At 62.5% G+C, this 14,190-nt stretch carries 14 protein-coding genes; 5 read left to right on the top strand and 9 right to left on the bottom strand.

Annotated elements, in window-relative coordinates; genetic code table 11:
• The first annotated feature begins 112 nt into the window (after positions 1-112).
• A complete protein-coding gene (gene cysM, locus ACB031_RS10610) occupies positions 113-1,018 on the top strand; it encodes a cysteine synthase CysM (RefSeq protein WP_371139518.1) in 906 nt (301 codons plus the stop codon).
• A 165-nt stretch (positions 1,019-1,183) separates the two neighbouring features.
• Entirely contained in the window at positions 1,184-1,465 is a 282-nt protein-coding gene (locus ACB031_RS10605) for a hypothetical protein (protein ID WP_021469447.1), read from the top strand.
• A gap of 34 nt (positions 1,466-1,499) precedes the next feature.
• On the opposite strand, the gene ACB031_RS10600 is transcribed toward ACB031_RS10605, so the two are convergent.
• The 4 genes from ACB031_RS10600 to ACB031_RS10585 are packed head-to-tail and all read right to left on the bottom strand — an operon-like array spanning position 1,500 to position 5,240.
• Complete coding sequence (locus ACB031_RS10600; RefSeq protein ID WP_371139517.1) at positions 1,500-2,684, bottom strand: iron-containing alcohol dehydrogenase; 1,185 nt, start codon at positions 2,682-2,684, stop codon at positions 1,500-1,502.
• A 16-nt stretch (positions 2,685-2,700) separates the two neighbouring features.
• Complete coding sequence (locus ACB031_RS10595) at positions 2,701-3,216, bottom strand: SCP2 sterol-binding domain-containing protein (protein ID WP_017766102.1); 516 nt, start codon at positions 3,214-3,216, stop codon at positions 2,701-2,703.
• On the bottom strand, positions 3,197-3,799 hold the full coding sequence (locus tag ACB031_RS10590) for a TetR/AcrR family transcriptional regulator (RefSeq protein ID WP_274436950.1): 603 nt from the start codon (positions 3,797-3,799) through the stop codon (positions 3,197-3,199). The genes ACB031_RS10595 and ACB031_RS10590 overlap by 20 nt, the downstream gene beginning before the upstream one ends.
• A gap of 10 nt (positions 3,800-3,809) precedes the next feature.
• The gene (locus ACB031_RS10585; RefSeq protein ID WP_371139516.1) at positions 3,810-5,240 is read right to left on the bottom strand and encodes a coniferyl aldehyde dehydrogenase; all 1,431 of its coding nucleotides are present in this window, start codon (positions 5,238-5,240) and stop codon (positions 3,810-3,812) included.
• A 211-nt stretch (positions 5,241-5,451) separates the two neighbouring features.
• Here ACB031_RS10585 and ACB031_RS10580 point away from each other — a divergent pair, with 211 nt between their 5' ends.
• Positions 5,452-5,745, top strand: coding sequence for a hypothetical protein (locus ACB031_RS10580; RefSeq protein ID WP_005299095.1), 294 nt, complete (start codon positions 5,452-5,454; stop codon positions 5,743-5,745).
• Between the two features lie 60 nt (positions 5,746-5,805).
• Here the strand turns inward: ACB031_RS10580 and ACB031_RS10575 are convergent, their stop codons facing one another.
• Positions 5,806-6,255: a C40 family peptidase gene (locus tag ACB031_RS10575; RefSeq protein WP_005299102.1), complete on the bottom strand. Its 450-nt coding sequence runs from the start codon at positions 6,253-6,255 to the stop codon at positions 5,806-5,808.
• 852 nt (positions 6,256-7,107) lie between these two features.
• Between ACB031_RS10575 and ahh1 the strand changes: the two genes are divergently transcribed.
• A complete protein-coding gene (gene ahh1, locus ACB031_RS10570) occupies positions 7,108-8,973 on the top strand; it encodes a hemolysin Ahh1 (protein ID WP_124250554.1) in 1,866 nt (621 codons plus the stop codon).
• Positions 8,974-9,040: 67 nt separating this feature from the next.
• Here ahh1 and ACB031_RS10565 read toward each other — a convergent pair whose 3' ends face one another.
• Complete coding sequence (locus ACB031_RS10565; RefSeq protein ID WP_005299110.1) at positions 9,041-9,949, bottom strand: hydrogen peroxide-inducible genes activator; 909 nt, start codon at positions 9,947-9,949, stop codon at positions 9,041-9,043.
• 146 nt (positions 9,950-10,095) lie between these two features.
• Between ACB031_RS10565 and ACB031_RS10560 the strand changes: the two genes are divergently transcribed.
• The gene (locus ACB031_RS10560) at positions 10,096-10,698 is read left to right on the top strand and encodes a peroxiredoxin C (protein ID WP_005299113.1); all 603 of its coding nucleotides are present in this window, start codon (positions 10,096-10,098) and stop codon (positions 10,696-10,698) included.
• 164 nt (positions 10,699-10,862) lie between these two features.
• On the opposite strand, the gene ACB031_RS10555 is transcribed toward ACB031_RS10560, so the two are convergent.
• Genes ACB031_RS10555 through ACB031_RS10545 form a run of 3 tightly spaced genes read right to left on the bottom strand, consistent with a single transcriptional unit; the run spans position 10,863 to position 14,132 of the window.
• Positions 10,863-11,828 (bottom strand): alpha-L-glutamate ligase-like protein, encoded by a 966-nt coding sequence (locus tag ACB031_RS10555; protein ID WP_005299117.1) that lies wholly within the window; start codon positions 11,826-11,828, stop codon positions 10,863-10,865.
• A gap of 3 nt (positions 11,829-11,831) precedes the next feature.
• Positions 11,832-13,370 (bottom strand): inactive transglutaminase family protein, encoded by a 1,539-nt coding sequence (locus ACB031_RS10550; RefSeq protein ID WP_005299120.1) that lies wholly within the window; start codon positions 13,368-13,370, stop codon positions 11,832-11,834.
• Between the two features lie 3 nt (positions 13,371-13,373).
• Positions 13,374-14,132, bottom strand: a complete 759-nt coding sequence (locus ACB031_RS10545) for an ATP-dependent zinc protease (protein WP_010634492.1) — start codon at positions 14,130-14,132, stop codon at positions 13,374-13,376.
• Positions 14,133-14,190 lie beyond the last annotated feature (58 nt).

The raw sequence follows: 14,190 nt of genomic DNA, 5'->3' as shown, positions 1-14,190 counted from the left end.
TGGGGTTATCTGACCATGTCGGCGCCCCTTTGCCAACTGTTCGGGGTCGCTTACACTGCGAGCCCGGCCGGGTACATACCCGCTAGCCAAGGTATAGAACAGTTCACGAAGGATGGATCCCATTATGGCTTTTGCCACGCTGGAAGAGTTGATCGGCAATACCCCCCTGCTGGCGCTGCGTCGCATCAATCCCCACCCCGGTGTCACCCTGCTGGTCAAGCTGGAGGGCAACAACCCGGCCGGCTCGGTCAAGGACAGGCCGGCGCTGAACCTCATCAAGTGTGCGGAGGCGAGCGGTCACTTAGCGCCTGGGGCTCGCCTGATCGAGGCCACCTCCGGCAACACCGGCATCGCGCTGGCCATGGTGGCGGCGGCGCGGGGCTACCGGATGCGGCTCATCATGCCAAATACCATGAGCCAGGAGCGGCGCGATGCCATGCAGGCCTATGGCGCCGAGCTGGTGCTGGTGGAGGGGGGCATGGAGGCCGCACGCGACCTCGCCCTGGCGATGCAGGCACGGGGCGAGGGGCTGGTGCTCGATCAGTTCAACAACCCGGCCAACCCGGATGCCCATTACCTCTCCACCGGCCCCGAGATCTGGCGCCAGAGCGAGGGGGCGGTCACTCACTTCGTCTCGGCCATGGGCACCACGGGCACCATCATGGGGGTCTCCCGCTACCTCAAGGAGCAGAACCCGGCGGTGCAGGTGATCGGCCTGCAACCGGCCGAGGGGAGCCAGATCCCCGGCATCCGGCGCTGGCCGGCGGCCTACCTGCCCGCCATTTTCGAGCCCGCCCGGGTTGACCGGGTGCTGGACGTCACGCTCGACGAGTCCCTCGCCATGATGCGGCGGTTGGCGCGGGAGGAGGGGATCTGCTGTGGAGTCAGCTCGGGCGGCGCCGTGGCCGGCGCCCTGCGGATGGCGGCAGAGATCAGACAGGGGGTGGTGGTGACCATCATCTGCGATCGGGGAGATCGCTACCTCTCCACCGGGGTGTTCAGCGACGAGCAGGGGTGAGAGCCTAGGTCAGCGTGCTGATTAACATGATATGTATCAATAGCTTGCTGATACATCGCACTGTGTACCGCTTGTAACAATCAAGCCTGCCGGCAGGGTTGATTCCATTTGCCTCCTGTTTGACACTCGGCCTCTTTTGTTGACCGCTGCAAACAGGAGCGTCCCATGATCTTGCCTTCCTCTCTTCGTCTTTCTCTGCTTGGCCTCTGTCTGGCCACGGCAGGCTGCACCGTTGAACCCTATGCCTATCAGTGCGGCGACAAGCAGTGTTCGGTAACCGATCACAAGGGGCAGAAACAGGAGCGGCCGCTGGACGAGGTGAAACCCGTCTGGGAGCGCAAGCAGGAGCGGGAAGAGGCTGTGCGCCGCAACAAGGAGTCCATCTGGCGCGAGAAGACGCCCGAAGATGGCGGCAACTACGGCGCCGGCGCCACCATCCGCTGGTAACAGGTGGCCCCGCGAGGCGGGGCCGCCTGCCTGATCACTCCCAGGCCTGCTCCAGCAGGGCCAGCAGCTGGGCCCGGTCGGCATCCTTGCGGTTGTAGAGCAAGGCGCCGTCGTTGATGGCGAGATCGCGGATCTCGGGCAGCAGCGCCTTGTCGGTGACGCCGGCCTCCCGCAGGGTGCGCGGCAGCTTCACCGTCTCCCACAGGGTATTGCGCAGCGCCAGCAGCGCCTCGATGGCGGCCTGGGGCCGCACGGCGGCCGGGGTCGCGGCAAAGCGCTCGGCCCCCACCAGCGGCAGCAGCAGGCGAGCCAGCTCGGGGTCTATGCCCGGCCGGTTGTAGTCGAGCACGGTGGGCAGGAAGAGGTTCATGCACAGGCCGTGGGGCAGGTGGCAGCGGGCCCCCAGGCTGTGACCGAGGGCGTGCACCAGTCCCACCATGGAGTTGGAGAAGGCCATGCCCGCCAGGGTGGAGCCCTCCGCCAGCTGCAGCCGCAGCTGCTTGTCCAGCGGGTTGCTGAGTACCTGGGGCAGGGCGTTGGCGATCTTCTCCACCGCCATCAGGGCCAGGGCATCGCTGACCGGGTTCTTGGCCGTGCCGATGAAGGCCTCAATGGCGTGGGTCATGGCATCCATGGCGGTGGCGGCGGTGATGTTGAGCGGCAGCCCCTGGGTGAGGCGCGGATCCAGCACCGCCAGCTGGGGCAGCAGGAAGGGGGAGGTAAAGGGCACCTTGCGCCCGCTCGCCTCGTCCTTGATCACCGCCACCAGGGTCACCTCCGAGCCGGTGCCCGCCGTGGTGGGCACCACCGCCAGCGGCTGCAGCGGCCGGGTCAGGCAGCCGGCGCCGGCGTAATCGAGCAGCCGCGTCCCCCCCATGGAGGCGAGAATGTTGACCGCCTTGGCGGTATCGATGACGGAGCCGCCCCCCAGCGCCACCAAGCTGTCACAGCCAAGCTCCCGGTGACGGGCCGCGATCCGCTCCACCACGGCGGTGGAGGAGTCGGCCGGGATCTCGTCCCAGATGGCGGCCACCGGCAGCTCTCCCTCGGCCAGCACCCCGGCCAGCAAGGTAGCCAGCCCGGTGCCGCTGACCCCCTTGTCGGTGAGCAGCAGCGGCCGGCGCGCCCCCAATCCCGCCAGCTCGCCGGCTAGTTGCTCCAGCGCCTGCTCCCCTGCGATCAGTTTGACCGGACAGAAAAAATCGTAATAGCGACTCATAGGCTCATCCTCTCGTTCAGCCGGTCAACAGACCCAGGTAGATGTGGCAGGCCCGGCTCAGCTTGTGGCTCGGGTCCGGATAGTGGCGCAGCAAGGGGCGGGCGATGAAGGCGGGCAGGATCAGCGCCTGCAACTGCTCCAGCGCGCGCACCAGGTGCATGGCGACGGTGAGATCCCCCTCCACCAGCAGGCGGTTCTCGCTGAACGCCTGATTGACCCCGAGCCGAAAGCTGAGGGCGCGAAAGGCGATGGCGGGATGCTTGAAACGTACCCGCAGCGGGTGCAGAGCGCCGGCATCGGGGGCGGGGCCGCTCTGCCAGCGGCCGTCAGCCTTGTGGATGGTCAGCCCCTGGGCCATGCCGCCCACCTCCAGCCGGATGGTGAGCCCGTCCGGCAAGGGGGCCAGCTCCCGGCGCACCGCCTCGTCGACCCGGGCGGCGCGGCACAGGGTGCGGCCGATGATCCAGAGCAGGCTGGTTATCCAGAGCCGGCGGCCCAGCGCCGCCAGGGTATCAAGGTGTCGGTTGTGCATACGCGTGAACTCCCGAGATGGCGGACCAGAACAGGGCGAAGGCACTGGCTTGCCAGTGAGCGTCCCGTCCCAGTTCAGGTTGGTCGACAAACAGGGAGGCGCAGGCCAGGAACTGGCCCTGGCACACCTCCAGCATCAGGGCCGGTGGGGCTTGCATCAAGTCGCCGCTGGCCTGGCCCTGGGCCAGCAGGCGGGGTAAAAAGCGAAGGGTGTCGCTCAGGATCTGGCTGCGCAGCGGGCGAGCCAGCAGGGGGGAGTGGAAGAAACCCAGCACGAACTTGAGCTCGTGAGGGTGGGCCTGCATCCAGGCCATCGCCTGGCTCCAGTAGTGGTGCGCCTGCGCCTTGAGGGGCAGGGTGGCGTCAGCCTCTGTGATGGCGGCGCCGAGGCGCAGCTTGATGTCCTGATAGAGGCTCTGGATCAGCACCTCCTTGCTGGGAAAGTGGTGAAACAGGGTACCGTTGGCTACCCCCGCCGCCTTGGCGATGCGGGCGGTAGCGGCCCCCTGCAAACCATCTTCGGCGCATAGGGCAAGGGCAGCATCCAGGATCTGGCGACGCTTGTCGGTCACGGGCGTATTCATATTCATCTCGTCAACGTAAGAACAGGGCCATCATCAGCCGCTGGTGCCAGCGCCGATAGGGAGGGTGCACCATGGTGCCGGTGCTGAAGCGCCCCCGGCTCAGCACCGTCTTGGCCTTGGAGAAGGTGAGAAACCCCTCGTGGCCGTGGTAGTGGCCCATGCCGGAGGCGCCGATGCCGCCGAAGGGCACGTCGTCGGCCGCCACCTGGAACAGGCTGTCGTTGATGGCCATGCCGCCGGAGTGGGTCTCCCGGATCACCTTTTGCTGCAGAGCGGGATCCAGGCTCATCAGGTAGAAGGCAAGCGGGCGGGGCCGGGCGGCTATGTAGGCGAGCGCCTCGTCCAGCGAGTCATAGGGCACGATCGGCAGCAGCGGGCCGAAGATCTCCTGCTGCATCAGCTGGCAGTGGCTGGGCACCTCGGTCAGCAGATGGGGCAGCAGGCGATGGGCGCCATCGTCCCGGGCCGGGCTGCCACAGGGGTGGATCTGGGCGCCAGCTCGCTCCGCTTCGGCCAGCCAGCCGGTGAGCCGCTCGTATTGGCGGCCGTTGATGATGGAGCCGTAATCCGCGCTGGCCAGCCCCTGGGGATAGAGACGGGCGAAGTGATCGCGATAGGCTTCGACAAAGGCCTGCTCCTGACCGCGTGGCAGCAGCACATAGTCGGGGGCGACGCAGATCTGGCCGGCGTTGAGGCTCTTGCCGAAGATCATCCGCTCCACCGCCAGCGCCAGCGGCATGTCGGGGGCGATGAGGCAGGGGCTCTTGCCGCCGAGCTCCAAAGTGAGGGGGGTGAGCTGGGGGGCTGCCGCGGCCATCACCAGCCGGCCCACCGCGGTGGAGCCGGTAAACAGCAAGTGATCGAAGGGCAGGGCGCTGAAGGCGGCTGCCACCTGGGCGTCGCCTTCAATCACCATCACCTCGCGCTCGTCGAAGACGCCGTCCAGCAGCTCGCGCAGCACCCGGTTGGTGTGGGGGGTGAATTCGGAGAGCTTCAGCATGGCGCGGTTGCCGGCGGCGATGGCGCTGATGAGGGGGCCGAGGCTCAGCATCACCGGGAAGTTCCAGGGCACTATGATGCCGACCACCCCGAGCGGCTGATAGAACACCTCCACCCGGGCCGGTGCCAGCAGCAGGCCGGTGTGGCGGCGGTGTGGGCGCATCCAGCGCTTGATCCGTTTCTGGGTGTAGTTGATCTGCATGACGCAGGGGAGGATGTCGGCAATCATGCTGTCGTAGTCGCTGCGCTGGCCATAGTCTTTGGCCAGGGCGTCGCACAGCGGTTGCTTGTGGGCGATCAGGGCGCGCTTGAGCTGGCTGAGATGGGCTCTGCGCTCGCTCAGGCTCGGCATGGGATTTTGCTGACAGGCGTCTCTGAGTTTGGCCAGTCTGGCCGGGAGCGACAACTTGTCGGCGGCCTCCTGCAACTGCATCGCTTCCATGGCATACCCCGCTGATAAATGGACCGACTGATTGGTCGGTCTAAATCTAGCTGCATGTTAATCAAATGTAAAGTTCGGTGCGCTGGTTTGGCATGGTGCACGGGTGACTCACCCGGCGACTGTGCTGGCTACCACATTTTCGTGGATCCAGGGTTGGTGAATTATCCAATAAGGGGTAGTTTTGGCTATCAATCGACAAGGAGAGAGCACGATGACCAGGGAACTGAACAGCTTGTTGGCCCGCCTCGAGGATGTGGTCGAGCGGATGCCGGATTGCTTCAACACCTATGAGTTTGCCCAGAAGCTGGCGCTGCAGCATCAGCGCGAATTTTTTGCCGCGGGTCACTCCCTAGCCGAACAGGAGGGGCGTCTGCTGCGGGTGCTGCACGAGAAGATTGCGGAAGCCCTGGCCGGCAGCGACAAGGTGATAGAAGGGGCGCTGCTGCCTTGTGTCACCCCCTGGGGAGAGCGGGCCACCTCGCCGCGCTGGCATCGCAAGCACTGAACCATCCGTTGAAGCAACAACAGAACAGGGCCCGTCGTGGGCCCTGTTCTGTTGTTGCTGTCACTGGGTGAGGCGGCGTGCCTGCCAGTAGCGGCTGTTCCAGTAGACGTTGTCGAGGCGTGAGCGGATCACCCCCTTGCTGGTGGAGGCGTGGATGAACTCCCCGCCGCCGGTATAGACGCCGACGTGGTATTGCTGCCAGCCGGTCTTGAAGAAGACCAGATCGCCGTGTTGCAGCCGGTAGCGATCGACCGGCCGGCCCAGATTGGCCTGGGATTCGGTGGTTCTGGGCAGGTTGAAACCCATCACCTGCTGATAGGCGAGCTGGGTAAAGGCGGAGCAGTCGAGGCCGGCCCGATCCGAGCCGCCCATGCGATAGGGGACGCCGCGCCACTGCTGATAAAAGCCTTCAAAGGCGCTGCTCTGCTGGCGCGGTGGGGCAGGCTCGGGCGTGCTGGAACAGGCGGCCAGCAACAGGGCCAGCAGGGGCAGCAGCAACTTGCAATCCATGGGGGCTCCTTCGAGACGACAACCTCTCCATCATAAACGGGGTTTGGGGCTCGAACATAGCCTTGCCTGCAAGAAACCACCTGTTGCTACCTCAAAAGAGGCGCAAATGGAGAGGGTTATAATATTGTTTGTATTCATTTGAATAATATTTTCTGATTATCTTGAATGAGTATTTCAATATTAAAGTAGTTATTCCAATCAGCCTGACAATGAAATGATAATTAACCTTGTTGACGTCACCCCGTGATCTGTGTCACGTTCTGTCTCAGGGCTAATTCGTTATGATGACGCCATGAAATAAATGGCAAGGGACCCCGCCATTTTCACCGCCAATATGACGGCAAAAAACAAGATATCTCTGGATATATTCCCGCAACTGGTTCACATAATAATATTCAGTCAATGACTGGCGTTGGCTGACAATATCACCAGACAGAGGAGGGCCGCCCCATGATATCCGGTCCATAGCAGTGAGTGTTCCCTCGCACCAGGATGCCTGCGGCATCTGGCTGTTGTGCCATCGTTCAGGCCGATGAGCGCGACGCTAAAGCCAATGGGTACCATGCGAGGTTCAAGGCGCAGTCAGGCGGCCTTGAGGGAAGACCGCCATCAGATCGCGACTCCCGTGTAATAGCATCGGCGCATGCCGAATCGTCCACCTTAGATCGCCTCGCGATCCTTGTTCTGTCAACCATAAATACCTTCGCCACCCGCTGTTAATTCACGGCGAAAATAATGAATGTCATGACAGACAAGCAGAATAACGCCCCGAAATATAACCGTGAATAATATGGTTATGCCATATTTGTTCGCTGTTTAAATAGCTTGGCGTGATTCGACAAGGAGATAACAATGAAAAACAAAAAACCACGCAAATTCATCACGCAAGCTCCCGCTCTCAGTCTGCTCGCGCTGGCCTTGTTGGCAGGCAGCGTGCAGGCCGAAGATATTGGCGAGCGTACCGACCAGGGCACCGCCATGCTGGCCAGCCTGCAATCCGAACAGGGACTGATTTACCTCAATGCCGACGTCTGGCTGAAGGGGCAGGGGGCGACGTCGCTGATGACCCGGGATCAGCTGCGCGAGCGGGTGCTGGAACGGGGTGAGCGCCTGTTCATCGATTTCAGCGCCGTCACCGACAAGGCCGAGCGGCAGCAGGCCAGAAAGGCCATGGAGCAGCTGGCCGGCATCTCTTTTGATGCTGACTGGGTGCTGGTGTCCGGCTACAAGGGGGAGTTGCTGTTCACCCCGCTGGGGGGCGTCGATGACCCGGCCCTCTATCAGGTGATGGAGCGGGTCGACAGCCTGGAAGGGCAGGGCAAGCGCCACAAGCGCTCGCTGACCCAGCCGCCTGCCGCCGAGGCCGGTCTGCCCCACGTGGCTTTCTACCTCAACGTCAACCGCAAGATCAGCGATGCCGAGTGCACCTTCCCGCGCTCGCGCACCTGGAGCCGGGGTGATCGGCTGTTCTGCGATTCGCCGAACATCTCGCTGGTCTACCGGGTCAACCTGGAGCGCTCCCTGCAATTTGGCAACACCGGCTCCGCCACGCCGGATGCCAAGATAGTGCGGATCTCGCTGGACGAAGAGTCGGCCGGTGCCGGCATCCAGCTCAACGAGGATCTCAGCTGGAGCGAGAATATCGCGGACTACCTGCTGCTGGACGGCTGGGCCCGCGACTATGCCACCGATGCCATCGCTCAGGATTATCGCTTCAGCATAGAGGCGTCCAACACCAAGGCGGCGGTGCTCAAGAGCCTGCCGACCAACCTCAACAGCAAGTACGAGCATCGCGAGATCTCGGGCTTCGAGGTGGGGGTCACCGGCGGGGTCGAGGTGAACAAGGATGGGCCCAAGGCCAAGCTGGAGGCCTCGGCCAAGTTCAGCCAGCAGCGCCAGCTCGCCTACAACACCCAGGATTACCGGGTCGAACGCTCGGCGCCGAGCGCCCAGAAGGTGAGTTTCAGCTGGGTGCGTGATCAATACGCGACCGCGGAGTCCCTGCTCTCCTCCAAGACGGCCACCGTCTGGGGCATGGGCTACGACGTGGACCACAACCGCATCCAGCCGCTCAGCTACAAGGGGTTCGTGCCGAATCTGGACGTCATCTACAAGGCAGCGCCGGACGAGACGGGCAGCACCGAGTTCAAGATCGACTCCTCGGTCAACATCCGCCCCATCTACACCGGCATCTACAAGCACTACTACGTGGTGGGGGCCCATGTCTCCTTCCAGGGCTTCGAGGATACCGACAAGCGTAGACGGGTGACGGCCTCCACCAGCTTCAAGGTGGACTGGAACCACCCGGTGTTTACCGGCGGTCGCCCGGTCAACCTGCAGCTGGGGGGCTTTGACAACCGCTGCCTGAGCGCGGATGCCAACCACGGTCTGAGCGCGGTGACCTGTGACGAGACCTCGGCCGCCCAGTCCTTCATCTATGACCAGTACGGCCGTTATGTCAGTGCGCAGGATACCCGCCGCTGCCTGGACGGCAACAACCTCGGCCAGCTGCAGAGCTGCAGCCTGAGCCTGGGCCAGCGCTGGGAGTGGAAAGCGGACAGCGATGCGCTCAGCAACCTGAGTGCCCATCAACTGCTGGGTCACGACAAGCAGAGCGGAGCGCTGGGGCTCTACGACGAGAATGGCAATCCGCAGAATGTGAGCGTACGGACCCTGACCTCCTACACCCGCATCTTCGGGCCACCGGCCAGCCACTGACAGAGCAGGGCCTTGCGCCCATGACAACAACGCCGGCATGTGCCGGCGTTTTTTATGGGAGTGAGCTTCAGCCCTTGTTGTCGATGAGCGGGGCGAGCAGCTCCGCCAGCTTGTAGAAGGTCTGCACCCGGGTGGTGCTGGGGCGCCACACCAGCCCGATCTCGCGGTAGGGGTGCTCTCCCGGCAGCGGAATGGCTACCAGATCCGTGTTGTCGAGTATGCCCGCATCGATGGCCATCTGCGGCAGGAAGGTGGTGCCGAGCCCGGCGCCGACCATCTGCACCAGGGTGTGCAGGCTGGTGGCGGCAAACGGGTTGATCTTGCTCTTGTCCCGCAGCCGGCAGGCGCTCACTGCGTGTTCGGTGAGGCAGTGCTCCCGTTCCAGCAGGAAGATGCTCTGGTTGGGCAGCTCCTTGTAGTCGAACGGGGTGTGCAGGCTGGCCGCCATGCTGGCGGGCATCACCATGTGGAAGGGATCCTGGCCGACCGTCTTGCAGTGAAAACCGCCGATCTCCACCGGCAGCGCCAGGATCAGCAGGTCGAGCTGGCCCTGCTCCAGCTGCTTGAGCAGGTTGGTGGTGGTGTCTTCACGCAGCAACAATTCCAGCTCAGGATAGGTCTTGCCGCACTCTTGCAGCAGCTTGCTGAGCAGGAAGGGGGCTATGGTGGGAATGCAGCCGAGGCGCACCGTGCCGTGCATGACGCCCCCCTGATGCTGGCCGAGTTCCATCAGATCCCGCGCATCGGAGAGCAAATTGCGAGCCCGCTCGACGATTTCCATGCCGACCGGGGTCATAATGAAGCTCTTGTGGTCCCGCTCCACCAGTTGCAGGTTCATCATGTCCTCCAGGGTCTGGATCCCGGTACTCAGGGTCGACTGGCTGACATGACAGGCCTTGGCGGCGCGGTTGAAGTTCTTGTGCTCGTCGAGAGCGACCAGATATTGCAGCTGTTTCAGGCTGGGCCAACGTTGCATAGGAAAACCCGATTAATGCTATCTATTTAATTTGATTTAACTAATCTACCATCGGGGTTATAGTTTGTCGCTTTAATTAGACGGACTTGGCTCTAGGTAGCCCAATCCTGACAGGATTGTTCACTTCACATAAAGAGGAATTGAATATGGTATTGGTAGGCCGTCCCGCACCCGATTTCACCGCTGCTGCCGTTCTGGGCAATGGCCAGATCGTTGACTCCTTCAACCTGGCATCCCACATCAAGGGCAAGGCAGCCGTCCTGTTCTTCTATCCGCTCGATTTCACCTTCGTCTGCCCGTCCGAGCTGATTGCCTTCGATCACCGTCTGGAAGAGTTCAACAAGCGTGGCGTGGAAGTGATCGGTGTTTCCATCGATTCCGAGTTCTCCCACAACGCCTGGCGCAACACCAAGATCGAAGACGGCGGCATCGGTCCGGTCAAGTACCCGCTGGTTGCCGACATCAAGCACGAAATCTGCAAAGCCTATGACGTCGAGCACCCGGAAGCCGGCGTGGCATTCCGTGGTTCCTTCTTGATCGACAAGAACGGTGTCGTTCGTCACCAGGTTGTCAACGATCTGCCGCTGGGCCGCAACATCGACGAGATGCTGCGCATGGTCGACGCCCTGCAGTTCCACGAAGAGCACGGCGAAGTGTGCCCGGCTCAGTGGGAGAAAGGCAAAAAGGGCATGACCGCCTCTCCGGACGGCGTTGCCAAGTACCTGTCCGAAAACGCCGCTTCCCTGTAATCGGGTCGGTAAACCGGATAGTGAAAAACCGATGCCCAGGCATCGGTTTTTTTATGGCCGCTATTTGGCGGCCTTATTCAGTAGCCATGGCTCGGCAGATTGCCGATAAACGGCAGGCATAAAAAAGCGCGCCCTTTGGCGCGCTTTTGTCATCCAGCTCCGGACTACTCGTCAAAGATACCGAAGTGATCCTTGGCGAAGTTGACCCGCTGCTCCACGTTCATCTTCACCTGGCCCAGCTTCTCGATGGTCTTGAGGTTGGGCACCAGGCCGCGGCCGTTGGCGATCTGGATGGCGAGGCCAGGACGGGCGTTGAGCTCCAGCAGCATGGGGCCGCGGAACTTGTCCAGCACCATGTCGGTCCCGATGTAGCCGAGGCCCGACATCTCGTAGCAGGAGGCCGCCAGGGTCAGCAGGGTGTCCCAGTGGGGCACCTTGAGATCGTACAGATCGAGGCCGGTATCCGGATGGTGACGCAGCGGATTGCCAAACTGCACTGCCCGCAGGGCGCGGCCGGTGCGCAGGCACAGACCCACCCCCACGGCGCCCTGGTGCAGGTTCGCCTTGCCGTCGGAGGCGGCGGTGGAGAGGCGCATCATGGCCATCACCGGGAAGCCCTTGAAGATGATCACCCGGGCATCGGGGACCCCTTCAAACGAGTAGCCGTCGAACACGTCATCGAAGTTGATGAGCCCTTCCACCAGCGCCACGTCAGGCTTGCCACCCAATGAGTAGAGCCCCGCCAGGATGTTGGAGACATGACGCTCCAGATCCTGGCCGTTGCTGGCACTGCCGTTCGGCTTGTAGAAGAGGCCGTCCTCCTGGCGCAGGATCACCAGGATCCCCTTGCCGCCGGAGCCGCGCGCCGGCTTGATGCAGAAGCCCGGCCAATCCTTCACCAGCTCGGTGATGCGGCTCACGTCGTGCTGGGCACGGATGGTGCCGATCAGTTCCGGCACCGTCACCCCCGCATCCAGCGCGATGCGCTTGGTCTGCAGCTTGTCATCCACCAGCGGATAGAGGCTGCGCGGATTGTAGCGGCTGATGTAGGAGTGGTTGCGCTTGTTCATGCCGAGGATGCCTGACTGAGACAGGCTCCACGGGGTGGTGTACTTTTCCCAGAACCACATCTGTTACTTGTCCTTACCCGGGGTGGCACCGGAGCGCATCTCGTCCACCAGCGGCTTGAAGCGCTTGAGTTCGCTCAGCTTGTAGCCGGTGTAGTTACCCATCAACAGCACGGTCGCCATCAGCACCAGCTGCAGACCGAGGAAGTTGAAGGTGAGGTGGCGGATCAGTTCGTTGTCCATGGCCAGGTAGGCGATGATGGCCACCAGCAGGGAGCCGCCGCCCTGGCGGAACACCTCTTTCGGACCCTCTTCTTCCCACAGGATGGACATCCGCTCGATGGTCCAGGAGAGGATGATCATCGGGAAGAAGGTGATCTTCATGCCGTCGGTCAGCCCCAGCTTGAAGGCGAACGCCGAGAAGATGCCGATCATCGAGATCACCATGATGATGATGGCCGATATCCGCGCCACCAGCAGCAGGTTGAGCCGCGACAGGTAGGAGCGGATCACCAGACCCGTGCCGACGATGAGCAGGAAGCCCACCAGACCTGTGATCAGCTGGGTCTGGATGAAGGCGACCGCGATCAGCACCGGCATGAAGGTACCCGAGGTCTTGATGCCGACGATGACCCGCAGGAACACCACCATCAGCACGCCGATGGGGATCAGCAGCAGGCCCTTGAACAGGGTCTGCTCTTCCAGCGGCAGGCTGTGGATGGAGAAGTTCATCATCTCCGATTTTTCAAACTTCTGGGCCAGCGCCACGCTCACCGGCTGCTCCTGCGCGATCATCGAGAAGCTCACCTTGGAGTTGTGGCCACCGGTCACGTCCAGCAGGGCACCGGAGTTGTACTCCCACAGCAGCAGGTTGGCCGGGCGGCCCTGTTCACCGGTTTGCGGGTTGAACAGCTTGTAGTCGGTCGGGCTGTTGAACACCTGCAGGTAATCCACCAGCTCCTGACGACGGCGACCGTCTTCCAGGCTCAGGGCATGGACGACCCGGGCCGGTACGTCGGCGTTGTTGAGCAGCTCGGCGATCAGGTTGGCGCGGCTCTTGTGCTTCTTCAGCAGCTCGGCGTTCTGCTCCTGCTTCTCGATCTCCTTGATGATCTCGCGCGTCAGGGTGTAGCCATCGGCGGAACGCTCCTGGGCACGCTCCAGGATCTGCTGCATGGCGGTGGCGTAGGGCTCGCTCTCGATCTGCTTCTCGATGGCCGGCGGCTGCGGATTGGCAGCCGGCTTGGCGTGGGCATCGGCCATCATGTCGACGCGGTAGTAGAGCTCCTGGCGGCCGGAGGCGGTGCGGATCGACCACTCGGCGCGGGCATCGCCATCCTTCTCGACGAAGGAGAGGCCGTAACCCGGGCTCGCGGCGTTCTCGTTCATCAGGGTGAAACCGGGCTGGGTGCCCGGAATGGCCAGGGAGGCGATCACCGGCTCGCCGGTGGCCTCGAACTCCAGCTTGGCTTCGATGGACCAGATCTGGCGTTTTTCACCCGGCGTGAGCGGTACGTCCAGCGCGATGTGGTGATAGAACGTCATCCCCAGGCCGACAATGTACAGCAGGGCAACCAGCAAATAGAACGGCTTACGGGAAACCATGGATTATTTCACATCCTTGAGCTTGGGTTTTGGTTGGATATATTCGCGGGCCACATCAACCACGGCGATGTCTTTCAGGAATTCACGACCCAGCAGCACGGGGAAGGCCATGTCGCTGCGATCTTTCAGGGTAAATTCGGCCTTCTCGGTCATGTCGCCGATACGTACGGCGAGGCGTACCACAGGGCGGCGGTCGAGATCGTCGGCGGAGGCCTGACGCACCCGCACGTGGCGCACCAGCGGCGCTTCAATCTGGATCTTGTCGTCCATCTCCTGATGGCTCAGGAAGAAACGCACCCAGTTCTTGCCGTTGCGCTCGAAGATGGTGATGTCCTGGGCGCTGATGGAGGAGGTGGTGGCACCGGTATCGACCCGCGCCTGGAAGGCGTCGTTGGCGGCGTCAACCCAGATCCACTCCGCCTCGCCGACCAGCAGCTTGCCGTCAACGGTGTGACCCTGGCTCGGGGCCTGGCACTTCTCGGTCGGGATCGCCATGGGTTTGGGCGGCTCGGGCGGCAGGTGTTCCAGCTTGCTGCCGACTTTGTTCACGGACTCTTTCATGTTGTTGACATCAGTGTTGAGCTGAACCAGCAGGTGCTGTTGCTGCACATACTGCTTCTGTTGCTGTTCCATGGATGTTTGCAGGCGCTGCTCGCTCAGATTGATCTCGTTGCGAAGCTCGGCCAGCGTCAGGGTAGGTACCGGGGGCGCTTTTTCCATCGTGACACACCCGCCGAGACTGAGCAGGGAGAGCAGGGTCATTCCTTTTAATTTGCTTTTCATGTCATTCATTTAACTGTGCTTCCTGGAATTGGGTCAG

The sequence above is a fragment of the Aeromonas sp. S8(2024) genome (assembly GCF_041403085.1).
GTDB classification, from domain to species: Bacteria; Pseudomonadota; Gammaproteobacteria; order Enterobacterales; family Aeromonadaceae; genus Aeromonas; species Aeromonas dhakensis.
The sequence above is the reverse complement of the archived record's forward strand: the minus strand, read 5'-3'. Positions and strand labels throughout refer to the sequence as shown.

Excerpts from the sequence above, each read along its gene's own strand:
- ACB031_RS10560 (WP_005299113.1), top strand. The coding sequence starts at position 10,096 with ATGGTATTGGTAGGCCGTCCCGCACCCGATTTCACCGCTGCTGCCGTT.
- cysM (WP_371139518.1), top strand. The coding sequence starts at position 113 with ATGGATCCCATTATGGCTTTTGCCACGCTGGAAGAGTTGATCGGCAAT.
- ACB031_RS10585 (WP_371139516.1), bottom strand. The coding sequence starts at position 5,240 with ATGGAAGCGATGCAGTTGCAGGAGGCCGCCGACAAGTTGTCGCTCCCG.
- ACB031_RS10550 (WP_005299120.1), bottom strand. The coding sequence starts at position 13,370 with ATGGTTTCCCGTAAGCCGTTCTATTTGCTGGTTGCCCTGCTGTACATT.
- ACB031_RS10565 (WP_005299110.1), bottom strand. The coding sequence starts at position 9,949 with ATGCAACGTTGGCCCAGCCTGAAACAGCTGCAATATCTGGTCGCTCTC.
- ACB031_RS10545 (WP_010634492.1), bottom strand. The coding sequence starts at position 14,132 with ATGACCCTGCTCTCCCTGCTCAGTCTCGGCGGGTGTGTCACGATGGAA.
- ACB031_RS10595 (WP_017766102.1), bottom strand. The coding sequence starts at position 3,216 with ATGCACAACCGACACCTTGATACCCTGGCGGCGCTGGGCCGCCGGCTC.
- ACB031_RS10605 (WP_021469447.1), top strand. The coding sequence starts at position 1,184 with ATGATCTTGCCTTCCTCTCTTCGTCTTTCTCTGCTTGGCCTCTGTCTG.
- ACB031_RS10600 (WP_371139517.1), bottom strand. The coding sequence starts at position 2,684 with ATGAGTCGCTATTACGATTTTTTCTGTCCGGTCAAACTGATCGCAGGG.
- ACB031_RS10555 (WP_005299117.1), bottom strand. The coding sequence starts at position 11,828 with ATGTGGTTCTGGGAAAAGTACACCACCCCGTGGAGCCTGTCTCAGTCA.
- ACB031_RS10590 (WP_274436950.1), bottom strand. The coding sequence starts at position 3,799 with ATGAATACGCCCGTGACCGACAAGCGTCGCCAGATCCTGGATGCTGCC.
- ahh1 (WP_124250554.1), top strand. The coding sequence starts at position 7,108 with ATGAAAAACAAAAAACCACGCAAATTCATCACGCAAGCTCCCGCTCTC.
- ACB031_RS10575 (WP_005299102.1), bottom strand. The coding sequence starts at position 6,255 with ATGGATTGCAAGTTGCTGCTGCCCCTGCTGGCCCTGTTGCTGGCCGCC.
- ACB031_RS10580 (WP_005299095.1), top strand. The coding sequence starts at position 5,452 with ATGACCAGGGAACTGAACAGCTTGTTGGCCCGCCTCGAGGATGTGGTC.